This is a genomic window from Albidovulum sediminis (assembly GCF_025380365.1).
Lineage (GTDB): Bacteria > Pseudomonadota > Alphaproteobacteria > Rhodobacterales > Rhodobacteraceae > Albidovulum > Albidovulum sediminis.
This window is the reverse complement of the sequence record NZ_JAOCQF010000003.1, coordinates 77069-99223: the sequence shown is the minus strand read 5'-3', so window position 1 is coordinate 99223 and position 22155 is coordinate 77069. Positions and strand designations below refer to the sequence as shown.

At 64.1% G+C, this 22155-nt stretch carries 26 protein-coding genes and 1 tRNA gene; 16 read left to right on the top strand and 11 right to left on the bottom strand.

Annotated elements, in window-relative coordinates; all coding sequences use genetic code 11:
- The first annotated feature begins 14 nt into the window (after nt 1-14).
- The 8 genes from N5I32_RS15425 to N5I32_RS15390 all read left to right on the top strand — a co-directional run bounded on the left by N5I32_RS15425 (nt 15) and on the right by N5I32_RS15390 (nt 6822).
- Entirely contained in the window at nt 15-1301 is a 1287-nt protein-coding gene (locus tag N5I32_RS15425; protein ID WP_261496810.1) for a tyrosine-type recombinase/integrase, read from the top strand.
- Between the two features lie 157 nt (nt 1302-1458).
- Complete coding sequence (locus tag N5I32_RS15420) at nt 1459-1656, top strand: helix-turn-helix transcriptional regulator (protein ID WP_261496809.1); 198 nt, start codon at nt 1459-1461, stop codon at nt 1654-1656.
- Between the two features lie 93 nt (nt 1657-1749).
- Nucleotides 1750-2031: a winged helix domain-containing protein gene (locus tag N5I32_RS15415; protein WP_261496808.1), complete on the top strand. Its 282-nt coding sequence runs from the start codon at nt 1750-1752 to the stop codon at nt 2029-2031.
- Nucleotides 2028-2327 (top strand): hypothetical protein, encoded by a 300-nt coding sequence (locus N5I32_RS15410; RefSeq protein ID WP_261496807.1) that lies wholly within the window; start codon nt 2028-2030, stop codon nt 2325-2327. Before N5I32_RS15415 ends, N5I32_RS15410 begins: the two co-directional genes overlap by 4 nt.
- 85 nt (nt 2328-2412) lie before the next feature.
- Nucleotides 2413-2853 carry a GntR family transcriptional regulator gene (locus N5I32_RS15405; protein ID WP_261496806.1) on the top strand — a complete coding sequence of 147 codons (441 nt, stop codon included), beginning with the start codon at nt 2413-2415 and terminating at the stop codon, nt 2851-2853.
- A 147-nt stretch (nt 2854-3000) separates the two neighbouring features.
- A complete protein-coding gene (locus N5I32_RS15400; RefSeq protein WP_261496805.1) occupies nt 3001-3270 on the top strand; it encodes a hypothetical protein in 270 nt (89 codons plus the stop codon).
- Nucleotides 3267-5735, top strand: coding sequence for a hypothetical protein (locus tag N5I32_RS15395; RefSeq protein ID WP_261496804.1), 2469 nt, complete (start codon nt 3267-3269; stop codon nt 5733-5735). Before N5I32_RS15400 ends, N5I32_RS15395 begins: the two co-directional genes overlap by 4 nt.
- Nucleotides 5736-6285: 550 nt before the next feature.
- Nucleotides 6286-6822, top strand: a complete 537-nt coding sequence (locus N5I32_RS15390; protein ID WP_261496803.1) for a hypothetical protein — start codon at nt 6286-6288, stop codon at nt 6820-6822.
- Here the strand turns inward: N5I32_RS15390 and N5I32_RS15385 are convergent.
- The 5 genes from N5I32_RS15385 to N5I32_RS15365 form a co-directional block, all read right to left on the bottom strand.
- Nucleotides 6771-7223 (bottom strand): hypothetical protein, encoded by a 453-nt coding sequence (locus N5I32_RS15385; RefSeq protein WP_261496802.1) that lies wholly within the window; start codon nt 7221-7223, stop codon nt 6771-6773. The genes N5I32_RS15390 and N5I32_RS15385 overlap by 52 nt on opposite strands.
- A 43-nt stretch (nt 7224-7266) precedes the next feature.
- Nucleotides 7267-7554, bottom strand: a complete 288-nt coding sequence (locus tag N5I32_RS15380) for a hypothetical protein (RefSeq protein WP_261496801.1) — start codon at nt 7552-7554, stop codon at nt 7267-7269.
- 185 nt (nt 7555-7739) lie between these two features.
- Nucleotides 7740-8060 carry a hypothetical protein gene (locus N5I32_RS15375; RefSeq protein WP_261496800.1) on the bottom strand — a complete coding sequence of 107 codons (321 nt, stop codon included), beginning with the start codon at nt 8058-8060 and terminating at the stop codon, nt 7740-7742.
- Nucleotides 8061-8117: 57 nt separating this feature from the next.
- A complete protein-coding gene (locus N5I32_RS15370) occupies nt 8118-8498 on the bottom strand; it encodes a hypothetical protein (protein WP_261496799.1) in 381 nt (126 codons plus the stop codon).
- A 159-nt stretch (nt 8499-8657) separates the two neighbouring features.
- Nucleotides 8658-8733 (bottom strand) — tRNA-Arg (locus tag N5I32_RS15365).
- A 1095-nt stretch (nt 8734-9828) separates the two neighbouring features.
- On the opposite strand from N5I32_RS15365, the gene N5I32_RS15360 reads away from it, so the two are divergent.
- The 7 genes from N5I32_RS15360 to N5I32_RS15330 all read left to right on the top strand — a co-directional run bounded on the left by N5I32_RS15360 (nt 9829) and on the right by N5I32_RS15330 (nt 17315).
- The gene (locus tag N5I32_RS15360; RefSeq protein ID WP_261496798.1) at nt 9829-9975 is read left to right on the top strand and encodes a hypothetical protein; all 147 of its coding nucleotides are present in this window, start codon (nt 9829-9831) and stop codon (nt 9973-9975) included.
- A 208-nt stretch (nt 9976-10183) separates the two neighbouring features.
- Entirely contained in the window at nt 10184-11167 is a 984-nt protein-coding gene (locus N5I32_RS15355) for an RHS repeat domain-containing protein (RefSeq protein WP_261496797.1), read from the top strand.
- A gap of 1 nt (nt 11168) precedes the next feature.
- Nucleotides 11169-11675 (top strand): hypothetical protein, encoded by a 507-nt coding sequence (locus N5I32_RS15350; RefSeq protein ID WP_261496796.1) that lies wholly within the window; start codon nt 11169-11171, stop codon nt 11673-11675.
- A 623-nt stretch (nt 11676-12298) separates the two neighbouring features.
- Nucleotides 12299-13549 (top strand): sarcosine oxidase subunit beta family protein, encoded by a 1251-nt coding sequence (locus N5I32_RS15345; protein WP_261496795.1) that lies wholly within the window; start codon nt 12299-12301, stop codon nt 13547-13549.
- 10 nt (nt 13550-13559) lie between these two features.
- Nucleotides 13560-13847 (top strand): sarcosine oxidase subunit delta, encoded by a 288-nt coding sequence (locus N5I32_RS15340; protein ID WP_261496794.1) that lies wholly within the window; start codon nt 13560-13562, stop codon nt 13845-13847.
- The gene (locus N5I32_RS15335; RefSeq protein WP_261496793.1) at nt 13844-16756 is read left to right on the top strand and encodes a sarcosine oxidase subunit alpha family protein; all 2913 of its coding nucleotides are present in this window, start codon (nt 13844-13846) and stop codon (nt 16754-16756) included. Before N5I32_RS15340 ends, N5I32_RS15335 begins: the two co-directional genes overlap by 4 nt.
- Nucleotides 16749-17315 (top strand): sarcosine oxidase subunit gamma, encoded by a 567-nt coding sequence (locus N5I32_RS15330; protein ID WP_261496792.1) that lies wholly within the window; start codon nt 16749-16751, stop codon nt 17313-17315. The genes N5I32_RS15335 and N5I32_RS15330 overlap by 8 nt, the downstream gene beginning before the upstream one ends.
- A gap of 3 nt (nt 17316-17318) precedes the next feature.
- Here N5I32_RS15330 and N5I32_RS15325 read toward each other — a convergent pair whose 3' ends face one another.
- Nucleotides 17319-18350: a GlxA family transcriptional regulator gene (locus N5I32_RS15325; protein ID WP_261496791.1), complete on the bottom strand. Its 1032-nt coding sequence runs from the start codon at nt 18348-18350 to the stop codon at nt 17319-17321.
- A gap of 74 nt (nt 18351-18424) precedes the next feature.
- Here N5I32_RS15325 and N5I32_RS15320 point away from each other — a divergent pair, with 74 nt between their 5' ends.
- The gene (locus N5I32_RS15320; protein WP_439648208.1) at nt 18425-19105 is read left to right on the top strand and encodes a helix-turn-helix domain-containing protein; all 681 of its coding nucleotides are present in this window, start codon (nt 18425-18427) and stop codon (nt 19103-19105) included.
- Here the strand turns inward: N5I32_RS15320 and N5I32_RS15315 are convergent.
- The 5 genes from N5I32_RS15315 to N5I32_RS15295 form a co-directional block, all read right to left on the bottom strand.
- Nucleotides 19096-19389, bottom strand: coding sequence for a hypothetical protein (locus tag N5I32_RS15315; RefSeq protein WP_261496790.1), 294 nt, complete (start codon nt 19387-19389; stop codon nt 19096-19098). The genes N5I32_RS15320 and N5I32_RS15315 overlap by 10 nt on opposite strands.
- Nucleotides 19386-20084 (bottom strand): hypothetical protein, encoded by a 699-nt coding sequence (locus tag N5I32_RS15310; RefSeq protein ID WP_261496789.1) that lies wholly within the window; start codon nt 20082-20084, stop codon nt 19386-19388. The genes N5I32_RS15315 and N5I32_RS15310 overlap by 4 nt, the downstream gene beginning before the upstream one ends.
- Before the next feature lie 63 nt (nt 20085-20147).
- Nucleotides 20148-21584 (bottom strand): APC family permease, encoded by a 1437-nt coding sequence (locus tag N5I32_RS15305; protein WP_261496788.1) that lies wholly within the window; start codon nt 21582-21584, stop codon nt 20148-20150.
- Nucleotides 21585-21595: 11 nt separating this feature from the next.
- A complete protein-coding gene (locus N5I32_RS15300; protein ID WP_261496787.1) occupies nt 21596-21763 on the bottom strand; it encodes a hypothetical protein in 168 nt (55 codons plus the stop codon).
- 8 nt (nt 21764-21771) lie between these two features.
- On the bottom strand, nt 21772-22152 hold the full coding sequence (locus N5I32_RS15295) for a hypothetical protein (RefSeq protein ID WP_261496786.1): 381 nt from the start codon (nt 22150-22152) through the stop codon (nt 21772-21774).
- Between the last annotated feature and the right edge of the window lie 3 nt (nt 22153-22155).

Here is a 22155-nt window from a genome sequence, read left to right as displayed (position 1 = left end):
GTTGGAGGTTGGATATGGCCGGAAAGTCCAAGGGCGCTCACAAGGACAAGCAGCTTTCAGCCGCTTTCGTGCGGAGTGTGACGGAGCCTGGCACCTACATCGACGGCAACGGATTGATGCTGAAGGTCGACAAGTCGGGCGCCAAGCGATGGGTTCAGCGTTTGATGGTGAGCGGCGCCAGGGTCGACATGGGGCTGGGCCCCGTGTCGCTCGTTTCCCTCGCTGATGCGCGCGCGAAGGCACTCGATAACCGCCGTGTCGCGCGCTCGGGCGGTGACCCTCGACCGGAAAAGGTCGCAGTGGCGCCTTCCTTCACAGAGGCGATGGAGAAGGTTCTGGCGCGCAAGGAGGCCGAATTTTCGAATGCCAAGCATCGCCTGCAATGGCGGAGCACGCTTGAAACCTATGCCTTGCCGATCATTGGGCGGATGAAGCTCTCAGACATTGAGCCATCCGATATTTTGCGTGTCTTGAGCCAGGAGGTTGATGGCGAGGGTGGATCTCTCTGGCAAGCCCGAACCGAAACGGCAACTAGGCTTCGGCGCCGAATTGAAGCCGTGCTCTCTTGGGCGACCGTCGCAGGTCATCGAAGCGGTGATAACCCGGCGCGGTGGAAGGGCAACCTCGACCACATGCTGCCGGCGCCAAGCAAGATATCAGAGACGATCCATCACCCGGCCCTGAAGCTGAGTGATGCGCAGCGCTGGTGGCGACAGCTTACTCGCCGCGAAGGCATGGCCGCTCTGGCCCTTTCCTTCCTCGCTCTTACCTGGGCTCGCTCTGGAGAAGTCCGCGCGATGGAGTGGGATGAGGTTGATCTGGACAAAGCAATGTGGGTCGTGCCGGCGCGAAAGATGAAGATGGGACGCGAACATAGAGTTCCTTTGCCTTCTCAGGCAGTCGATCTTCTAAAGAAGGTCCCGCGGGAAGGAGACTCGCCGTTGGTCTTTCCAGCGCCGAGGGGTGGCTTGCTCAGCGACATGTCGTTGTCTGCATGCATGCGGAGGATGCACGAGTTCAGTGTTGAGAACGATCTGGGCGGCTACTTTGACCCGCGATCCGGCCGGCCTGCGGTGCCGCACGGTTTGAGATCGACGGCGCGAGACTGGGCGGCCGAACATGGCTTTGAACGTGACTTGGCAGAAATCGCTCTGGCGCATGACGTTGGGGAGGTGACCGAACGCGCCTATCGGCGGACTGACATGCTCGAACGGCGGCGGGCGATGCTCGCTGAGTGGGCGAACTTTCTCACTGCAGCACAGATAGCCGATCGCGTCGTGCGCATTCGTCGCGCTCGCTGATCCCGGCAAGAAATGTGGGATTTTCACGGCGCTTGGTTGTGGCACCCATATTTTGTTGAGAGATTCCAGTTCCTGTAGCTTCCGAACTAGTGCGTGCATTTGGGATTCTAGCGCGGCGCAGAACAGTTGGGCATCGAACCTAAACAGGAGTTCTCGCATGCCCAGCAATACCGCTCGCCTGCTTCGGCGCCCCGAAGTGCTTTCGTTGACCGGTATGAGCCGGTCGACGCTTTACGCCAGCATGACCCTTGGTCTTTTCCCTCGCCCCGTGCGTATCGGCGCTCAGGCAGTTGCCTGGCGGGAAGCCGATGTTCTGCATTGGATCGAGACACGCCCCGAAGTGGACGCCGCCTAATAATTCACCCCGACCCTCACGGGCCGGGGCGGGTACGGTGCTTGCAACGCCATAGTTACCCGAGCCGGCCTTCTCGATCAAGGAGGCCACGCGATGGCACGCTTTACACTTCACGGCCCGGACGGGCCCAAGACCTTCACGCTCGCCGGCCGCCCTGGCTGGCTGCTTGCCCGCCTCATCGAGGCAGGACAGACCGGATTGACCGCAGCCGATTTCGCGCCGGGGCTGCGTGTCGCAGGGTTTGTTCACCGCATCCGCCAAGCCGGCGTTCCGGTTGAAACCCGGTACGAGCGGCACGAAGGCAGGTTTCCCGGCAACCACGCGCGATACCGCCTTGCCGCGGAGGTCAAGCCGATCGAGGGGGGCGAGGAATGAACGCCTCCGTCCCGATCAGACTCGATCACCGCGAGAGTAGCGACACCTACTGCGCCGAAATCATCCGATCCGGCCGCTGGCGGATCATCGAAGGCTCCTGCGGGATTCAGTGGGTCCTCCAGTACCAAGCCCGCTGTGGAGGCCCGGATACAGCCCGATGGGAAGGCAAGCACTTCTGCCGGACCCGCGATGCCCTCGTGCGGCTCTGGCACCAGTTCACGGGCCAAGACGGGGCGCTTGTCGAGGCGTTGCTGCCCGAGCGGTTTGCGAAAGGGGGTTACAATGGCTCGGCGTAGGGTGAACAAGACTGGCCGCGACGATCGACAGGAACACGGCACTTTCCTGGTCCGGTCGTTTCTTGAGGAGCCAGCATTTCGAGCAATGACCACGACGGCGCAAATGCTCTACGTGTGGCTGCGCTTGGAATGGCGGGGGCCGCAGGCCAACAACAATGGGTCAATCGCTCTGAGTGTGCGACAGGCGGCTGAGCGCTTGGGAGTGAGCCGCAACACTGCCGCCCGGGCGTTTCAGGAACTGCAAGCCAAAGGATTCCTGTTCCTGACAAAAGCGGCGCGCTTGGGCGTTGGCGGCCTTGCGCGCTGTAGCGAGTTTGAACTTACCGAAATCACGATGCCACACTCCGAACAGCGGCTCGGACGGCGGCTCTACAAGGAGTGGAAACCAGGGCATGATTTTCCGGCGCACAAGGTGATGGCCAACAATCCCTGCGGGGCGAACCGAAAAACAAAACCCTGTCATCAAAATGAGGACAGCAACGTCGTCAAAATGATGACGAGCGCGCGCGGGACGTCATCAAAATGAGGACAGGGCGTCACCAAAACGATGACGAACGGAGCGCTTATGAGTTCTTCGACGTCACCAAAACGATGACATCCTTACCTACCATGGGGTGCGGGGTTTGCACCCTCCTCCGCTGCTCGTCGTCGGATCAACTCACGAGGACACAACATGTCGCTTTCTGACAATGAACCCGATGCCCTCCACGGAGCTGAGTTCGGATCGCCTGAACGGCGCGCGCTGAACGACGAACGCGCGACCGAACTGCGGGCCCAGATCGCACGCGATGGAGATTTCCCGCTGCCAGGCTGGACGCTTGGCGACGGCGTACCGGACATGATGGCGTCGGAAGTTCTCGCTCTTCTGGACGACGTGCAGCGCGAAGCCGATGCGATCTGTGACATGATGAGCCAGAAGATTGCTGAGAGGACTGGCCAATGAGTTTCGCCGACTGTGTTCAAGCCGCCATGAACGAGGGCAGCGCCGACCGTGAGCGCGGCGAGCGGGCGCAGCGGCTCTGGCGCGACCTCTCCGACCGGTACGAGCGTCAAGGGCATCCACGCCATGTGGCGGAAGGGCTTGCCGCGGAGGACGTGAAAGCCGCCTTCAAGAAGCAGGCCGGGGACAAGCGGCACCTCTACACCGCGACCTTGGCGGCGCGGCGCCGTGCTGAGGCCATTGTCGGCGCGTCGGATCGGCTCGGCTCGCTATTGACCGACGCGCTCGAACATGCGGCCAATTCGCCCAATCGCCGGGCATCGGTCATCGGGCAGCAGCGCGCGCTTGTGCGGGGCTTCCATCACCGGATCGCATCGCTCCTGAAAGACCACCACCGCGACCTCTTGGGCCGGACCCGGAACAAGGCGCAGCTTCGCAGCGTGGTGCGGGAGCTCCACGGAGAGAGCACAGGTGATCTGCCTGCCATCGCGATTGCGGACTCGGTTCGGACGGCGTTCGAGGATCTGCGCCTCATGTTCAACGAGGCGGGCGGGCTGATCGGCAAATTGGAGAACTGGGGGCTGCCGCACAGCCACAATCAGCGCGCCATCCGCCGGGCCGGGTTTGACGCCTGGGCCGCCGAGGCACGGGGCCGCATCGCCTGGGACAAGATGCCAGACCGCTTGACCGGCCGGCCAGTGGCCGAGCCCGGAGCAATGCCCCCGATCGAGGTGCAGGACGCCATTCTGCGCGAGACGTTCGACAACATCGTTTTCGGGCGGGAGAGAGGCACGGCGGTCTACGGGCGAAGTGATGGCGAAAGCCTCGCCCTGCGCCGCAGCCATGAACGGACCCTGCCCTTCCGGTCGGCTGATGACTGGATCGAGTACAACCGGCGCTTCGGGTCGGGCGATCCGTTTTCCACCATCATCGGCCATGTTCACAGGATGGCGCGGGACATTGCGATGATCCGAGAATTCGGCCCGAACCCGGCGCTGGGCATGGACTTCCGCGCGCAGCTTGCCGTGAGCCGTGCGCGCGAGATGGGTGACGTGAACCTTGCCCGAAAGATCGAGGGCAACGCGGCGCACGCCAAGCGAATGATGACCATCTTGAACGGCTCGCTGGTCCCGGCAGGGCCGTTCCAGGAGGCGGCGGCTTTGTTCATGTCGACCACGCGGCATGTCCTCACTGCGGCCTTTCTCGATCGCGCCGTCATTTCAGCAATCAGCGATACCAACTCCATGCGGCTGGCGGCGACCTCGATGGGCATGAACCCCGGCAACCTGATCAAGCGGCATGTCGACCTTCTCAAGAGCGGACTGTCTCGGGATGAGGCGCTTCGGGCCGGTTGGATCGCTGACACGCTCGCAGACCCCGGACTGGCGCTCGCGAGGTTCCAGAGCGAGGTTCCCCCAGCCGAACTGGCTGAACGGCTCTCATCCGGCGTACTGCGCATCCAGGGGCTCAACCACTGGACCGATACCGCCCGCATCGCCTTCCAGATGGAAATGGCCGGTCATTTCGCCTCGCAGGCAGGCCGGAAGCTTGCGGACGTGGACGAGCCCCTGCGCGGGCTTCTGCGGGACAAGGGCATTGCACAAAGTGAATGGGCAGCCTTCACCGATCCCGCCACGCTCTTTAGCGCGGGTAACGGCGCAACCTTTGCCAGCCCGATCTATTGGCGGCAGGCCACGGACATGCCCCGCGCCGAGGCCGACGACTTGTTCCTGCGGCTTCAGGCCATTGTCGAGGAGCAGACCGAGTTTGCCGTGCCGACCAATTCGACCTGGGCGCGCGCCTTTGTCGAGGGTGGAATGCCCCCCGGCTCGATCGGCTTTGAACTCGCCAAGTCCGGCCTGATGTTCAAGAGCTTCACACTGACCTTCACGACGAACCAGATCCGCCGCATGCTCGCGTTGCCGACCTGGCCGAGCCGGGCCAGCTACGCCGCCAACATGGCTGCGGGTGCCACCGTGATGGGCGCCATCGCGTTGCAGATCACCGACCTTGTGAGCGGCCGTGACCCGAGCGACATGACCACGCCCGAATTCTGGGCCACCGCCGCGCTCAAGGGTGGTGCGCTTGGTCTTCTGGGCGACGTGGCGGGATCTGCGGAGCGTCCCTTCGGCGGGCTGCCGGCATACGCGGCGGGGCCGGTCCTCTCCGCCGGTCAGGACGCCTGGGGGCTCATCTTCGGCAACGCCCTGAACCTGGCCACGGGCAAGGAAACGCACTTCGCCCGCGATGGCGTCCGCGCGCTCGATCGGTACGCACCCGGCTTCGATCTGCCAGTGTTGGGCGCGGCGCTCGACCGCATGTTCTCGGACCAGTTGCTGATCCTGCTGGACCCCGACGCCGCGGACGCTGTGGAGCGGGCATCGAGGAGGAAGGCGCGCGACTTCTGGCTGCCGGGCGAGATTACCCCGTCGCGCCTTCCCGACTTCTCCAAGGCCGTAGGAGGCTGAGCCGGATCTGCCCATCCAATCCGGTATGCGATTGGCTCAAACACATACCGGATTGAGCCAATCCAACATCGCTTTGCGGGCGTCGGGCCGGCGATCGAGAGGCTGCCGCCCGTGTGAACATCCACCCCTTCCCGCCTTCTCGCTTTCCCCTCTCCGCGCAATTTTCTTGCTGCGTTGGGCTTTCGCGGCTTGTGGCTGATCCTGCTGTCGGTTTCGGGCTGACCAACTCACGCGGGTGAAATCACCCCTTGTGTAAGGCTTGGGTATATATCGAACGGCCCTCGGGTATATACCTGCACCCCCCCGGCCCCCTTCGGGGCGTCTGGGAGAGATGTATTACAGTCCGGGGGCGGTGTAATACGGCTTCACGGCTCTGAGGGGGGCGGATAGAGCCGCCTCACGGTGCGGGCTGTGTATGCCGCACGGAAGCGCCTGATGCCCCTACAGCCCGCCTCTCAGCGCCTGTGGCGCTGCCTCTGGACGGATGGTGCTGGCTGGCAGCGGCGTGGCGTGGCAGGCTGCCCTTGAAGGTCTTTGGGGGGCTCGCGGGATGGAGTGGCAAGCGAAGCTGATTTTCGGAACCGCCGCTATCGCAATCGGCGGGGGCGACCTGACGTTCTCTCCGGATGGTTACGAAGCGGTGTCGCCTGGCGTGGTCCTGTTTCTCGGCGTGCTGCTGCTCGTAACGGGATGGGGAGACAGACAGACCGAACGGCAGCGGTGGCGTGAGGACTGGCAGCGGGCCCAAGAAGACCCTAAGCCACGCGGCGGCGAGGAAGCGAAGCCGAAGGCCCCAAAACCCCGCGATCTGGGGTATGCGCCGCGCCTGTCCGAGCGGCTGTTCGATCGAGTGTCCGCCCTGCGGCGCCTCGATATCCGGCTGGCTGATGCTCGTATTCCCGCCGACGAACGGCCGTCACTGATCAAGGCGCGAGCGGACCTTGAGGGCTTGTTCAAGAGCGACCTTGTTCAGGTGTCCGAACTTGAAGCCGCGTCGTATCGGTCCTTCTGGGGTCACCTGCTCAGGCAGCGGCGTCATGCGGCCCCTGAAGCGGACTCGGGCTCCAAGACCTCGACCAGCCGCTGACCGGGCCTGACATACTCATACCCGCCGCGATCCGTCTGCCTGGCGTCCACGGAGACGTTGACCTCGGTCGCGGCCTTGCCTTCGCGCAGGAGAAGGTCGATCACCCGCAGCTTGGCGTTCTCGCTCCCCGTCTCAAGAATGTCGCGCGCCACTTCCATCGCACGGAGCCGAACCACGGCGCGCAGATGGTCAACGTCGCGCGCCATGCGCTCCTGTTCCTCTCGGATCAGATCCTGCACCACGGCTCGCTTGAGCGCCTTGGCGAAGCCGTTTCGGCTCAGTCCGGCCTTCTCGGCCGCGTTGGCGATCGACAGGTTCTCACGCACTCTGAAGCCCACCGCGGCGCGGACACGGGGCGAGATGCGGATAGGGCGGGGCGCGATGGCAGCGAGGTTCGACATGCGCCGAACATGGCAGGCCAGAGAGGCCGCGCCGATGCACCATCTACGGCCAGTTCGTCACCTGCACATCGATATCCGAAAGCTCATTCCACTCCTCGACCGTGACGCCAAAATCATCCGCGAAAGCGCGCACCCTCAAGCCTTCTCTGTCGGAGGGGCGAATGGCCAAGCCGTCCTCGTCAGCGGGAGACACATAGCACGGATCGGCCGCGTACTTGCCGCATGGGCTTTCGATGTAAGGCATCGCAGGAGCGCGCGCGCCCTGAACGGCAATCACAACGACGCCAGCGGCAATCACGGTCAGAACACCTTTTGTGTAGAGGTCGGTCATTCCCAAAATCTCCCTCTTGGATCGAATCTCAAAAAAATTCTGAAACCCGCGCGCGTGGGGGTCGAGTAGAGATATCGGCGCGCGCGAATTTCCCCCCACCCCCCTGCCGAAGGCACCCCCCGGTACAGAAAGACGCCCCCATCATCGCGAAGGGGGCGCCTCGCAGGACTTGACCTTGCCGCGGTTCAGCGCCGGGCGAACTTCGACAGATCGAACGGGCAGGCGTTGCCGGTTGCCTTGGCATCGACCACCCGGCCCAGGCTGAGTGTGAGGGTGCGGGTGCAGATGAACGTGTGCTGTCCGCTGTCGCCGTAGGTGCCGACAGTCTGGTAGGACTTCACCCAATCGTATTGCTTCGCCCCTGCGACTGATCGCTCAGCGTCGGGGTAGCCCCATTGGGCGATTGCGTCCTCAAGCGTGGCGCCATGCCAGGTTGCCAGTGCTGCCCCATTGTCGCCGGCCGCGCAGCCGGCAAGCAGGAGGCAGAGTGCTGCCATTCGTTTCATCGTCTTTCCTTTCGGTGGATGGAGAACGGCCGGGCGCTGTGGCCCGGCCCGTGTCGCTTAGACGGTGACGGCATCGGCGCCGAGGGCTTGCCTAGCCTCTGTCGCCAGCAGGTCGGCATCCCATCCATCGAAAGCGCCGCCCAAATCTGCCATGTGGACCTTGATGTAGAGGTCGCGCACGGATGCGGGCGGCATGCCGAAGGTCCGCCGCTGGATCGCGTCCAGTGCAGCGCAGCGCTCATCGAGCAGGGCGTCGGGGCAGCTTTCCGGCAGGGGTGTTGCCCGCAGCGCCTTCCATTCGGTGAACAGCGCTTCGATCGCCGTCACCTGGGCGGCCTCTGACCCCAAGGCCGGCGTCATGCCCGACAACGCGGCAACGCCCGGCAGTGGGGCTGCCACGAGCATCTGGCGGCGGTTGGTGCTGAGGTCTTTCGTCATTTCTCTACCCTTTCGATGCGCCCGGAGGCGCGATGGCCGGTGCGCTCGTGCGTACCGGGAATACGAGGGTACTCTGCGCCTGATGTTGGCTAAAATGTGGGACGTGTTTTGTCGTCGAGTGAGTTTTCCGTTTACTTTCAGTATCTTGTAGAAAGTAAATGGCGGCCCCGACAGGATTCGAACCTGTGACCTACCGCTTAGGAGGCGGTCGCTCTATCCCCTGAGCTACGGGGCCTCAATGGCTTGGCGGCTCCAGTCACTTTTCAGTCACTAGCTTCCGCGCCGCTTGGTCCATTCCGCCCAGCCTTGGATAGGGGCTGGGTGGGGCGAATGCAAGAGCAGCGACGGCCTGACGTTCGAGATTGGCCGCTTTCCTGAGGCGGGCTGCGGCTCGACCTTTGTGTTCAGGACGCCCCATCTGCCAAGCTGCTGAAGCAGGTGGAGATCGCCGCCGACTGAATTTCCGCGTGTCACTGGTTCGATTCCAGATGCTACCCCCGAACGTGGTGCAGGTTCTGGCTGAGGGGGGCACTGGGGATGTTCCGGTGGGGTCCCGTCCGCGCGGTGAGCGACGAGACGGGGCTGGCGCGCGAACGCACTGCCCACCGCCCCTATGGCGAGGAGATGGCGACGATGCATACTCACCCAATCGATGGATTGCTGGTGCCGAGTGCAAACCCCGAAAATCTTACCGGCTACGGAGTAGGAGCTGCAAATCCAAGTGACGAAGACATACAACTGGCAAACAAACTTGGACTTCCCGGTATCAGTGTGTCGAGCAAAGGCACTATATGTGGATACTATGACTCTGGTTACGGAGGTAAGTGCTAATGATAGCGAAATCTCTCAGTTTGAGTATGTGGCCGACGTGCTTGTCTCTGGCTCTTTGCGCAGCCTGCGTTCCCGGCGCTGATGGAGTTAAGGTTGGTGTGAATGTGAAAAGCGAAATGGCGTCAGCAATTGAAGCAATTGATGATTACTATGTGAAACATGGGCGGGGTTCCGCGTTCAATAGGCTTTCCGAAAAAAGGGAAGTCTCGTTCTGGAATTGCGACGAGGGCACTTGGGTCTATTTCTCTTCCCCGACGACGGAACCGGATGGATTTGATGGCGGATTCTACCTGCTAGTGACAAAAGGGGCACGTGAAGTGAAGGAGATATTTGAGCCACCCCAAAATTGCCAAACTATTTAATTGTGTCTGGCGAGGTGCGTTGAAAAAGTGCTCTTCGCGTCTGGCGAGGTCTGTCGCACAAACCCGTTTAGATTCAAGTTGTGAATCCGGTGTGGAAGCCACGACGCATGAACAGACCGACTCCCGCAAGTGGGACGATGCCATTGCCGACCGCGGCGTCCGCGCCGCCGTCTCTTCCCCCGCAAGAAAGTAAAGCCTACGCGGGCAGGAACACGGCCTACGAATACGGCGCCGACGGCGCGCGGCTGAAGAAGATCGAGACCGACCCGGTCACCGGCGCGTGATGCGGTGACGCTTTACGCCGGACCCCTTGATATCCGCCAGCGGGGCCAGGGGTGAGGCGCGCCCGGGCGATCTTCCGGTGGAAGATCGCCAGCGCCGAACGCACGATCCGCGCGGATCGGGCCGGGGGCCGAGGAGTTTCTCTGGTATCCCCTGCCGAACATCCGCGTGACGCGCACCTAGGACGCCACCGGCACCGTCATCAGGAAGGTGGGCACGCTTCACCTCGACGGTCTCGGCTCCGTCCGCGCCGTCACGGACGAGACCGGCCTTGAGCGCGAGCGCACCGCCTACCGCCCCTATGGCGAGGAGATGGCAGCGCTGACCCCGCTCACGCTGCCGGAAACCAAGGGCTACATCGGCGAACGCTACGACGACGCCTCGGGCCTCCAGTACCTCAACGCCCGCTACTACGACCCCAAGCTTGGCCTCTTCATCCAGCCCGACTGGTGGGAGGTCACAAAGGAAGGGGTGGGGACCAACTGGTACAGCTACAGCTTTGGGGATCCCGTGAATGGACGGGACCCCACCGGGCATGCGGCGATTTACAAAGATGGAAAATATAAGGGCCAAGTGAACCCGGGAGAGCCCGGCTACAAGGAAATTACGTGTGGCTGTGGCGGCTCCGGCATGATGCCATCCGACTGGGTCGAGTTCAACAAAGCGGTCAAAGCGGTTGGGTCTGGCTATGAAGGGCCAAGGTCAATAGACGAGGCAGCTCTTAGATTCCTAGACAGAATCGCTAACAGAAATCTAACGAAATACGTCCTATCGGGAAGCCTTGTTGTTCGCATACATTGGTCCCAAAAGGCGTGGAGAGGTATCACTTCGGCCGACCTAACACGCATTTACGCCACGAAAATAGGAGCTAAGATGCTAGAGCGCCAATTGGCTACCGATCTTGTCTTGGACATCAGGCATAACGTTTTTGGTTTCAATATAGGGTGTGCTAAAACAGGGGAAATATATTTAGACTACGATGCCGCAAAGACATACGTGACATCGACGCCGCTTGGCACAGCAACTGTGCCTACAGATGCCATATTGGTACATGAAATGGGGCACGCGGTGTTAGGCATAAAGGACGATGGATCCGGAAAAATGAACAACGTAAACTCTGTGGAGAATCCATGTCGAATTGAAGTTGGATTGCCTGTAAGACTGACATATTGTGGTATCGAGGAGTGCGAATAACATGGTGAGATTCCCAGTTGCGCATAAATACACCAAATGCCTGTTTTTTTTGGCAACCCTCGGGTGTGTTTCTGAACGCGTTGACGAACACTGGCCAGTATTGGAAGAAATCACTGACCTGTCACGGGATGAGTTCGGATTAACAGCTTTCCCCGGGGCGGGCGACTTTTCGAGCGGACGCCGTTCTTTGTGGAGGGGAAAGGCTCGAATTGCAGACTTGCCGGCAGGATTCTGGGACTTTGAAAAGTGCATCGTCGCAGCGGACGAGGGCACCAGCTTAATTGCAGCGACTATTGACGTTCGCGGCGCTCAATTTGTGCTGTTGCGTTCGGGAGAGATTGTAGGAAAAGGCTCTGAAGGCACGCATTTTGCCTATTCGGATGAAAGCACGGCTTCCCGGGTGCGGGACTACTTATCTAGCGCTGTTGGCCCAGAATGGCGCAGAACGTTTTCCAGCTTTTATGCAACAAAGAAACAATGTGTTGGGGCTACACGGTCAGAAGGTTAGGTGTTTGATCCTGCGGTTTGATGGTGCGATTCTTTCTTTGGAATGGAAGGATGCCTTATGGGACAAGTTCGTCATGTGTCCACTTAACCTTCTTTCCGTGCAATTCTTGGAGAGGACGAACCGCCGACGGCGCGCGGCTGAAGAAGATCGAGACCGACCCGGTCACCGGCGCGTGATGCGGTGACGCTTTACGCCGGACCCCTTGATATCCGCCAGCGGGGCCAGGGGTGAGGCGCGCCCGGGCGATCTTCCGGTGGAAGATCGCCAGCGCCGAACGCACGATCCGCGCGGATCGGGCCGGGGGCCGAGGAGTTTCTCTGGTATCCCCTGCCGAACATCCGCGTGACGCGCACCTAGGACGCCACCGGCACCGTCAACAGGAAGGTGGGCACGCTTCACCTCGACGGTCTCGGCTCCGTCCGCGCCGTCACGGACGAGGCGGGCCTTGTCCGCGAGCGTACCGCCTTCCGCCCCTATGGGCCAAGGAGATGGCCGCCCTCTCCGGGGCCCTCCGGTTCGCCATGGCTGAAATCCAAGGCTTCGTGTCGGTTTTGCCCGGGGTCGCGGCGCGGCCACCCGGCATAGTCGCGGCGAACGAGCCTTTGCCCGAAGGGAACACGCGCATGCGATACTCCGGCCTTCGCGTCATCAGGGAGGCGCTGACCGGCCACCGCGGCTGGACGCCGGTCTGGCGCGACCCCGCCCCGCAAGCCAGCTACGACTATGTGATCGTCGGCGGCGGCGGCCATGGACTTGCCACCGCCTATTACCTCGCCAAGGAATTCCGGCAGGCGCGGATCGCGGTCCTGGAAAAGGGCTATCTGGGCGGGGGCAACGTCGGGCGCAACACCACGATCATCCGGTCGAACTACCTGCTGGACGGCAACGAACCCTTCTACGAGTTCTCCATGAAGCTGTGGGAGGGGATGGAGCAGGACTTCAACTACAACGCGATGGTCAGCCAGCGCGGGATCATCAACCTCTTCCACACCGACGCGGCCCGCGATGCGGCGACACGGCGCGGCAACGCGATGATCCTGCACGGCGCGGATGCCGAGATCCTCGACCGCGAACAGGTGCGGGCGATGTATCCGTTCCTGAACTTCGACAACGCCCGTTTCCCGATCAAGGGCGCCCTGATGCAGCGGCGCGGCGGGACGGCGCGTCACGATGCGGTCGCCTGGGGCTATGCCCGCGGGGCCGACCTGCGCGGCGTGGACCTGATCCAGAACTGCGAAGTGACCGGGATGCGGATCGAGAACGGCCGCATCCTGGGGGTGGAGACGACGCGCGGCTTCGTCGGGGCGAAGAAGGTCGGGGTCGCGGTGGCCGGGTCGTCCTCGAAGGTCATGGCCCATGCCGGGATGCGCCTGCCTATCGAAAGCCACGTCTTGCAGGCCTTCGTCTCTGAAGGGCTGAAGCCCCTGATCGACGGGGTGATGACCTTTGGCGCGGGGCACTTCTACGTCAGCCAGTCCGACAAGGGCGGCCTTGTCTTTGGCGGCGACATCGACGGCTACAACAGCTATGCGCAGCGCGGCAACCTGCCGGTGATCGAGGACGTGGCCGAGGGCGGCATGGCGCTGATGCCGATGATCGGCCGGGCGCGGCTGCTGCGCACCTGGGGCGGGATCATGGATATGTCGATGGATGGCTCGCCCATCATCGACCGCACCCCGGTCGAGGGGCTCTATTTCAACGGCGGCTGGTGCTATGGCGGGTTCAAGGCGACGCCCGCCTCGGGCTGGTGCTTCGCGCATCTGCTGGCGACCGACCGCCCGCACGAGACCGCCACCGCCTACCGCTTCGACAGGTTCATGAAGGGCCTGGCCATCGACGAAAAGGGCCAGGGCCCGACGCCGAACCTGCACTGAGGTTTCAAAGATGATCATCAATCACCCTCTTCTTGGCCCCCGTGACGCCCAGGAGTTCGTCTATCTGGGCGATGCCCGCCTGATCGAGCGCCCCGACGGCATGGCCGAAGGCGCGCCTCAGGCGTTCCACGATCACGTCTACCTGCGCGACAACCCGGCGGGGGAGCATCGGGAGCTTTGGTATCACGAACAGGGCGACCGGTCCTGGCTGGTCGTCACCCGCAACACGGTCACGCACGAAATTACCGGGGTCGAACTGGCCCGGGACGTCGCGCGGGCGAAAGGACGTTCAAGATGACCCAGCCGAACCGCGTTTCAGGTGGCCTGATCGACCGCGCACGGACCCTTTCCTTCACCTTCGACGGCAAGCCATATCAAGGCCATGCAGGTGATACGCTGGCCTCTGCGCTTCTGGCCAACGGCGTGCGCCTGATGGGGCGCAGCTTCAAGTATCATCGCCCGCGCGGGCCGATCTCTGCGGGGTCGGACGAGCCGAACGCGCTGGTTGAGTTGCGAACCGGCGCGCGGCAGGAACCCAACACCCGCGCCACCGTGGTGGAGCTTTTCGACGGGCTTTCGGCGCAAAGCCAGAACCGCTGGCCCTCGCTCGCCTTCGACGCGCTGGCGATCAACGACCGGCTGTCGCCATTCTTCGCCGCGGGCTTCTACTACAAGACCTTCATGTGGCCGGCGGCGTTCTGGGAAAAGCTCTACGAGCCCATGATCCGCCGCGCCGCCGGGCTTGGCAGCCTGTCGCGCCTGCCGGACCCGGATGTCTACGACAAGGGCTTTTTGCACTGCGACATCCTGGTGATCGGTGCTGGCCCGTCGGGCCTGGCCGCCGCGCTGAGTGCGGGGCGGTCCGGCGCGCGGGTGATCCTTGCCGATGAGGATTTCCGCATCGGCGGGCGGCTGAACGCCGAAACGCACGGCGTCGGCGGGATGGCTGGCGCAGACTGGGCCGCGCAGGCGGTGGCGGAGCTTGCAGGCCTTGCGAACGTGCGCGTCATGGCGCGGACCACGGTGCTTGGCGCCTTCGACCACGGGATATACGGCGCGGTCGAACGCGTGAGCGACCATGTGCCCGTGCCCGCGGAAGGCAAGCCGCGGCAGATCCTCTGGCGCATCTACGCACGGCGCACGATCCTGGCCGCCGGCGCGACCGAACGCATGATCGCGTTCGAGAACAACGACCGGCCCGGCATCATGCTGGCCGGCGCCATGCGCGCCTATGCCAACCGCTGGGGTGCCGCCGCGGGGCGCCGCGTCGCGGTCTTCACCAACAATGACGAAGGGCTGCGCACCGCGGCGGACCTGCGCGCCAAGGGGCTGGAGATCGCTGCGGTCATCGACAGCCGCAAGGGCGAGGAGGTGACGGGAAGCGCGGGCCGACTGGGGCTGCGCGCGGTCACGGTGCGCGATGGCTCTGGCCGAACGCGCACTGTCGAATGCGACGCGCTGGGGGTTTCGGGCGGCTGGAACCCGAACCTTCACCTGACCTCCCACCATCGCGGCAAACCCGTTTGGGATGAGGCCATTGCCGCCTTCGTCCCGGGGCCGGGCGGGCCCGCCGGCCTGTTGCCCGTAGGGGCGGCGGCCGGGCACCTGACAACCCACGGCGCGCTCAGGACGGGGGCAGAGGCGGCGGCCGCCGCGCTGGCGGACCTGGGTCACAGGCCCGCCGCCTTCGACCTGCCCGAGGCGGAAGACGCGCCGGTGAGGGTCACGCCGAAATGGCATGTGCCCGGCAAGGGCCGCGCCTGGGTCGATCCGCAGAACGACGTGACCGTCAAGGACGTGAAGCTCGCCCATCAGGAAGGCTTCCGTTCGGTCGAACATCTGAAGCGCTACACGACGCTTGGCATGGCGACCGATCAGGGCAAGTCGGGCAACGTCCTTGGCCTGGCGGTCATGGCCGAGATGACGGGAAGGTCGATCCCCGAGACCGGCACGACGATCTACCGCCCGCCCTACACGCCTGTCGCGATGGGTGCGCTGGCCGGCCGGTCGCGGGAAAAGGAGTTCAAGCCGACACGGCTGACACCTTCACACAAGTGGGCGGCCGAACAGGGCGCCGTCTTTGTCGAGGTCGGGATGTGGCTGCGCGCGCAGTGGTTCCCGAAGCCGGGTGAAACCCACTGGCGCCAGTCCGTCGACCGGGAGGTTCTGGCCACCCGCGCATCGGTGGGCATCTGCGACGTGACCACGCTCGGCAAGATCGACATCCAGGGCCGGGATGCGGGCGCCTTCCTCGACCGCGTCTATGCCAACACCTTCTCCTCCCTTCCGGTCGGCAAGGTGCGCTACGGCCTGATGCTGCGCGAGGACGGGATCGTCATGGATGACGGCACCACCGCGCGGCTGGCCGAAGATGAATGGGTGATGACGACGACCACGGCCAACGCCGTCCCGGTCTTCCGGCATCTCGAATTTTGCCGCCAGTGCCTGTGGCCCGACCTCGACGTGCAACTGATCTCCACAACCGAAGCCTGGGCGCAGTATTCCGTCGCCGGCCCGAATGCGCGGCGGCTTCTGGAAAAGGTCGTGGACCAGGACATCTCCGACGCCGCCTTCCCCTACATGGCCTGCGCGAACATCACCGTCTGCGGCGGTCTGCGCGCGCGGCTTTTCCGCATCTCGTTCTCGGGCGAACTGGCCTACGAGATCGCGGTGCCCACCCGCTACGGCGATGCGATGATCCGCGCTCTGATGGCGGCGGGGGAGGAGTTCGGGGCGGTCGCCTACGGAACCGAGGCGCTGGGCGTGATGCGCGTCGAAAAGGGCCATGTCGCGGGCAACGAACTGAACGGCCAGTCCACCGCGCTGAACATGGGGCTGGGCAAGATGGTGTCGCGGAAGAAGGACGCCATCGGCATGGTTCTGGCGCAGCGCGAGGGGATGGTGGCCGAGGGCGGGTTGCGGCTGGTGGGCGTGAAGCCGGTCGATCCGTCGCAGCCCCTGACCGCCGGAAGCCACTTCATCGCCGCTGGTAAGCCCGCAACCGCCGCCCATGACGACGGCTGGCTGACCTCGGTTGTCCATTCGCCGCATCTGGGCCATTCCATCGCGCTCGGCTACCTCAGGAACGGCACCGCGCGCCTGGGCGAGCGTTTGCGGGCGGTCAACCTGCTGAAGAAGACCGAGGTCGAGGTGGAGATCGTCAGCCCGCATTTCTTCGATCCGGAAGGGGAGCGTCTTCGTGCCTGAACACAGCCTTAAAGCCGTGACCCCGCTAGGTCACGCCGCACCCCATGCCGAAACCTTCGGGCCGATCACGATTGCCGAGGTGACCGACGTCGCGCTCGCCTCTGTGGCCGCGCGCCAGGGTCGGGCGGCCGATGTCGCCGCGGCCGCGAAACGGATCGGGCTGGACCTGCCCCCGCCCGGCCGCCACGCCGCGGGCACGCCCTGTTCGGCCTTCTGGATGGGGCCAGAGATGTGGATGGTGGAGGCACCCTTTTCCACGCACGAGGACGTCGTGGCCGCACTGAAGCCCGCGTTCGGCGATGCGGCCTCGCTGACCGAGCAGACGGACGCCTGGGCGCGGTTGCGGGTAACGGGCGCCGACCTGCCCCGGCTGTTCGAGCGGCTCTGCAATGCCGATCTGGCAAGGGCCGAGGCGGGCCATGCGATCCGCACGACGATCGAGCATCTGGGGGCGTTCCTGCTGGTCCGCTCCGCCGCGGAGATCGACGTTCTGGCCGCGCGTTCGTCGGCCGGGTCGATGCATCACGCGCTGGTCGCAGCGGCGAAAAGCGCGTTCTGAGGTTCAGGCCCGGCGCGGCTCGGACAGGGGCGGCATCGCCCCCGACAGGCCACGCTGTCCGGCCAGGCTTCGCCGTTCCTCGCGCGGGCCGATGCCGAAGGCCGCCGCGTAATAGCGCGCAAGTTCGGTCGAACTGGAATAGCCTACCGACTGCGCGATCTCGGTCAGGGAGGCGTTCGAGAATATGACCCTCTGCCGTGCGCGGCGCAGGCGCATCAGCCGGTAGTAGCGCAGCGGCGTCTGGCCGGTCGCGGCCTTGAAGACGCGCTCAAGCTGGCGTTCGGACAGCGCGACGGCACCCGCCACATCGGCAATCTGGATCGGATCCTCGATATGATCGGCGAAAAGCGCGATCGCCGCCCGGACCGGAGCGGGCAGCAGCGTTTCGGTCCCGCCTGCGCCTGCGACCGGCATGGTCTGGACGGCGTTTTCGTCGCGCACGAAGGGGTGCTGGAACCAGCAGGCGACCTCGGTCATCACCGGCCGGCCCAGCCGTTCCTCGATCAGGCGCAGCATCAGGTCGAAGACCGCGCCCGACCCAGATACGGTGATCCGGCGCCGGTCGCGCAGGATCGCGGCCTGCGTCGCCTCGATCCGCGGAAACTCGGCGGCAAAGGCGGCCTCGTAGCACCAGTGGACCGAACAACGCCGCCCCTCCATCAGGCCGGTGCGGGCAAGCGGGAAGATCCCCCCCGAAAAGGCACCGATGGTGACACCCGAACGGTCCAGCCAGCGCACCTGCGCCTGCGACCGGCGCGGATCCTCGAAGTTGGCGGAGGGGCCGGAGAGGAAGAACAGGTAATCCAGCCCCCGTGCTTCCTCAAGCACCATGTCCGGATCGAAACGGACCTCGGCGCTGGAACGGACGGGACCGGCGCTTTCGCCGATCAGTTTCCAGGCAAATTCTTTCCGTCCAGTGATTTCGTTCGCCGCCCGCAAGGGTTCGATCGCCGAGGTCAGGCAGGCCATCGGGAAGCCGGGAAAAAGAAGAAAACCCAGAGTTTCCGTTGTCTGCCCCGCAGAATTGGAGATCATCCGCGCCCCCCTCTTGAGCGTCTAGCCCTTTCACGGTAGTGAAAAGGATCGCTTGTTTCAGCCATAGTACGCGCATGCCTTCGAATCGACCAGCACCCGCACCCGCACCGACCGCACCGGCAATCAGCCCGGCGAAGCCTGCCTTCGACCAGGATCCGCATCGCGTGCGGGAACTGACCGAACGCAATCTTGAAAACGCGATCGGACGCGAGGTGCGCGCCTTCCGTCACCAGCAAGGGATGACGGTGGCCCAGCTTGCGCAGGTGACGGGGCTGTCGATCGGGATGCTGTCGAAGATCGAGAACGGGATGACCTCTCCGTCGCTCACGACGCTGCAGATCCTCAGCCACGCGTTCTCGACGCCCATCACCTCGTTCTTCCGCGGCTACGAGGAGCGGCGCGAGGTCCAGCATGTCAAGGCCGGCGACCATCTGGAAATCGAGCGGCGCGGAACACGGGCAGGGCATCAGTACAACCTTCTGGGGCACATCGGGTCGAACTCCTCGGGCGTGGTGGTGGAGCCTTACCTGATCACCCTGACGGAGCAGTCGGACATCTTTCCAGCCTTTCAGCACGACGGGATCGAACTGCTCTACATGCTGGAGGGAGAGGTGAAGTATCGCCACGGCGACCAGCTTTTCTACCTTGAGCCCGGCGACAGCCTGTTCTTCGATGCCGACGCGCCGCACGGCCCGGAGGTGCTGGTGAAACTGCCGGCACGGTATCTTTCGGTCATTTCGTACCCTCAGGCCTGAGCCTGGCCCTGACGGTGGCGCCAGACCTCGGCGCGCACCCGCGCGGTCTTGTAGGCATCGAGGATCGACAGCGCATAGACAAAAAGCCCGCCCGCGAACTTGCCCACGACAGAGACGTCGGGCGCGGCCGTCTTCAGCGTGAAGCCGCCCAGAAGCAGCATGAAGAACAGGAAGATCAGGCCGCGGTAGGGCTGCCGGTTCAGGACATGCCCGGTGCCGGGCAGGATGATCGCGGCCAGAAGGACCAGATAGGGATTGGCGGGGGCTTTGGTCGGCGCTGTCATGCGGTGCGGCTTTCGCTTTGGGGCGATCGGTTCGTGACGATATCCTCGCGCAGCGCGATCAGCGCATCAAGCACGGGTTCCAGCCTGGCAGGGTCAAGCTGTTCGGCCCCCATCTCGGCGTCGCGGAAGATCAGATAGCGGGTCCGGTCCGCCTCCTCGGCCAGAAAGACGGCGCGCAGCCCCTTGGGCGACAGGATCAGTTCCTTCATCCGCGGATCGTCGAACAGGCCCAGGTGCGGACGCAGGAGAGACTCGGGCGGAAGCGCCGCGGCGGCATCGCTGCGGATCGTCGCCGCCTCGGGATAGCCGGGCGGAAGGGCGATCTGTTCGGGAAGGGTGTTGAAGTTCGAAAACGGCTCCAGTCCCGTCGGCCGCATCATCATGTCGAGCGTCGCGTGCAGCGGCAGTGGCTCGGGCAGGGTCGCCATGACCCAAAGCGCGGGCAGCTTTCGGAAGGTCAGCGTGTCGGGCATGACCTGGAGATCGACCAGACGGCCTCTGTAGCGCCCGGACAGGCGCGGAAAGCCGGCCGTGCCCTCGCCGGTGCGGCGCTCGGTCAGAAGCGACTTGCAGGCGTCGAGGTAGCGGGCGCGGGCTTCGCGGCGGTTGCGATCCGCCCGAACCATGCGGGACAGGAGCATGGCGAAGGCCAGCCCGAAGCCGGCAGCGAGAAGCAGAAGGAACAGACGGTCCATCGCATACCCTGTGTCAAGGAAATGGCCCGCCGCAGGGGCGGGCCATCGCCGGGTTCAACCGGCTCAGTAGCCTTGCGGCTTCGGCCAGGGCATCGTGAACTGCGTGCCGCGGTTGACGAAGCGGTAGCGCCAGAAGTGGAACCAGAGCGAGACCACGATGTAGAAGCCGATCATCGCGATCAGCTGCGTGCCGTAGCCCAGGAACACCGCGAAGAAGGTGATCCCGCACAGGCACAGCAGGACGAGCGCCGGCAGCGGGTGGAACGGATGTTCGTATCCCCGCTTGATCGTGTTCAGCGGCCACTTCTTGCGGAACAGGATCACGTTCAGGGGCATGAACGTGTATTCCAGCAGGCCCGAGAGGATCGAGAAGGTGATCACCTGGTCAAGTGGCGCGCCCAGCGCGAAGATCAGGGCGATCGGCACCAGGAAGATGATCGACCGGTAGGGCGTGCGGAACTTCGGATGCACGGCGCCGAACCAGCCCGGCAGGTACTTGTCGCGGCCCATCGCGAACCAGGCGCGGCTGGCGTCGTTGATGCAGCCGTTGGCCGAGGCGAGCGTGGCAAAGAGCGTGCCGATGCCCAGCAGCCAGACCAGCGCGTTCGATCCCGACAGTCGCGCCGTGTCGAAGAGCGGCGCCACCGACCCGTTCACGCCGTCGCCGAGGAACTCCCAAGGCAGAACGCCGGAGCAGACGTACCAGGTCAGCGTCGCCGCGATCAGCAGCGTCATGATCCCGGCCAGCGTACCGAAGGGCAGCGCACGCGCGGGCGAGCGGACCTCTTCGGCGGCCTGTGTCGTCCCCTCGATCCCGAGGTAGTACCACAGGCCGAAGTGCATCGCCGCCAGAACCCCGATCCAGCCGTAGGGCAGTTCGTGGCCCTCCATCAACGCCGCGTGCTGCATGATCCCGCCGCCGAGGATGCCCGAGGTCGACAGGAACAGGACAAGGATCGCCACGAAGGCGATCGCGGTGATGACGAGGTTGAAGGTCAGCGTTGCCAGAACCCCGCGATAGTTGAGCCAGGCGAGGAACATGATCACGAGGATGATGAACGGCCGCTGGTCCAGTTCGCCCGCGTAGCCCGTCATCGTCGAGACGACGTAGATCAGGTAGCCCGCGGTGATCGCGTTCGCCGCCTCCAGCATCGTGTAGGCGAAGGTCAGGTACAGCCCGACGTTGAAGGCCATCAGCGGCCCGACGATGTGCTTGGCCTGCGTGTACTGGCCGCCGGCCGCCGCGACGGTCGAGGTCACCTCGGAGTCGATCATTGCGACGCAGGTGTAGAGGATGCCCGCGAACCAGCAGGCGATCAGCGCCGCATAGGCGCCGCCCTTGCCGACCGCGAAGTTCCAGCCCATGTATTCGCCGACCAGAACGATGCCGACGCCCAGGGCCCAGACATGCGCCGGGCCCAGCACGCGGAGCAAGCCCACGACGGTTCCGTGCGGGCCCATGCCGTCCATGGTTTTCGATGTGATATCGGTGTTAGCCATGATTGCGCCCCTCAGGTCCTGTGCTCTTCGGTCAGGGCCTCAAGCTCGCCCTCGCGGGACGAGGTGAGGACTTCCTCCGAATAGGTCGTGTCGGTCTTGAGCCAGTCGGCGACCATGTAAAGGCCAAGGAGCGCGGAGATGCCCCAGGCCGCGTATTCCAGCAGTTGCCAGAGTTCCATGTTGCCCCTCACTTTCCGTCGAACTTTTCCGCGATCACTTCGCGGTATTCGGTTTCGGAGAACTTCAGCATCAGCACGTAGTAGGCGACGATCACGACGATCATCGCGATGAGCGCGCCGGCGGTGAAGGAATAGTCGAACCGCGCCAGGATCAGGTCATGCGCCGAGGCCGGGTCGTAGCCCAGCGCCTCGTACTGTGCGGCCTGTGCCGGGGTCTGGCCAAGCGATTCCCAGGTCGGGTTCGCAACCGGTTCCGCGACAGTCTTGGCGGCACCGGAAAGGCCCATCTTCAAGGGGACGAACAGCGCGCCGAGTGTCAGCACGACAAGGAAGATCACGTCGAAGATCTGGCTCGCCTTGCTCTGGACGGGGGCTTTGTAGCGGGCCATGGC

What these genes read in the sequence shown, in the direction of transcription:
- N5I32_RS15300 (WP_261496787.1), bottom strand. Translation starts at nt 21,763, where the DNA reads ATGGAACTCTGGCAACTGCTGGAATACGCGGCCTGGGGCATCTCCGCG.
- N5I32_RS15425 (WP_261496810.1), top strand. Translation starts at nt 15, where the DNA reads ATGGCCGGAAAGTCCAAGGGCGCTCACAAGGACAAGCAGCTTTCAGCC.
- N5I32_RS15360 (WP_261496798.1), top strand. Translation starts at nt 9,829, where the DNA reads ATGCCATTGCCGACCGCGGCGTCCGCGCCGCCGTCTCTTCCCCCGCAA.
- N5I32_RS15385 (WP_261496802.1), bottom strand. Translation starts at nt 7,223, where the DNA reads ATGTCGAACCTCGCTGCCATCGCGCCCCGCCCTATCCGCATCTCGCCC.
- N5I32_RS15415 (WP_261496808.1), top strand. Translation starts at nt 1,750, where the DNA reads ATGGCACGCTTTACACTTCACGGCCCGGACGGGCCCAAGACCTTCACG.
- N5I32_RS15405 (WP_261496806.1), top strand. Translation starts at nt 2,413, where the DNA reads ATGACCACGACGGCGCAAATGCTCTACGTGTGGCTGCGCTTGGAATGG.
- N5I32_RS15420 (WP_261496809.1), top strand. Translation starts at nt 1,459, where the DNA reads ATGCCCAGCAATACCGCTCGCCTGCTTCGGCGCCCCGAAGTGCTTTCG.
- N5I32_RS15305 (WP_261496788.1), bottom strand. Translation starts at nt 21,584, where the DNA reads ATGGCTAACACCGATATCACATCGAAAACCATGGACGGCATGGGCCCG.
- N5I32_RS15335 (WP_261496793.1), top strand. Translation starts at nt 13,844, where the DNA reads ATGACCCAGCCGAACCGCGTTTCAGGTGGCCTGATCGACCGCGCACGG.
- N5I32_RS15320 (WP_439648208.1), top strand. Translation starts at nt 18,425, where the DNA reads ATGCCTTCGAATCGACCAGCACCCGCACCCGCACCGACCGCACCGGCA.
- N5I32_RS15325 (WP_261496791.1), bottom strand. Translation starts at nt 18,350, where the DNA reads ATGATCTCCAATTCTGCGGGGCAGACAACGGAAACTCTGGGTTTTCTT.
- N5I32_RS15400 (WP_261496805.1), top strand. Translation starts at nt 3,001, where the DNA reads ATGTCGCTTTCTGACAATGAACCCGATGCCCTCCACGGAGCTGAGTTC.
- N5I32_RS15390 (WP_261496803.1), top strand. Translation starts at nt 6,286, where the DNA reads ATGGAGTGGCAAGCGAAGCTGATTTTCGGAACCGCCGCTATCGCAATC.
- N5I32_RS15380 (WP_261496801.1), bottom strand. Translation starts at nt 7,554, where the DNA reads ATGACCGACCTCTACACAAAAGGTGTTCTGACCGTGATTGCCGCTGGC.
- N5I32_RS15370 (WP_261496799.1), bottom strand. Translation starts at nt 8,498, where the DNA reads ATGACGAAAGACCTCAGCACCAACCGCCGCCAGATGCTCGTGGCAGCC.
- N5I32_RS15410 (WP_261496807.1), top strand. Translation starts at nt 2,028, where the DNA reads ATGAACGCCTCCGTCCCGATCAGACTCGATCACCGCGAGAGTAGCGAC.
- N5I32_RS15295 (WP_261496786.1), bottom strand. Translation starts at nt 22,152, where the DNA reads ATGGCCCGCTACAAAGCCCCCGTCCAGAGCAAGGCGAGCCAGATCTTC.
- N5I32_RS15345 (WP_261496795.1), top strand. Translation starts at nt 12,299, where the DNA reads ATGCGATACTCCGGCCTTCGCGTCATCAGGGAGGCGCTGACCGGCCAC.
- N5I32_RS15315 (WP_261496790.1), bottom strand. Translation starts at nt 19,389, where the DNA reads ATGACAGCGCCGACCAAAGCCCCCGCCAATCCCTATCTGGTCCTTCTG.
- N5I32_RS15340 (WP_261496794.1), top strand. Translation starts at nt 13,560, where the DNA reads ATGATCATCAATCACCCTCTTCTTGGCCCCCGTGACGCCCAGGAGTTC.
- N5I32_RS15310 (WP_261496789.1), bottom strand. Translation starts at nt 20,084, where the DNA reads ATGGACCGTCTGTTCCTTCTGCTTCTCGCTGCCGGCTTCGGGCTGGCC.
- N5I32_RS15375 (WP_261496800.1), bottom strand. Translation starts at nt 8,060, where the DNA reads ATGAAACGAATGGCAGCACTCTGCCTCCTGCTTGCCGGCTGCGCGGCC.
- N5I32_RS15395 (WP_261496804.1), top strand. Translation starts at nt 3,267, where the DNA reads ATGAGTTTCGCCGACTGTGTTCAAGCCGCCATGAACGAGGGCAGCGCC.
- N5I32_RS15350 (WP_261496796.1), top strand. Translation starts at nt 11,169, where the DNA reads ATGGTGAGATTCCCAGTTGCGCATAAATACACCAAATGCCTGTTTTTT.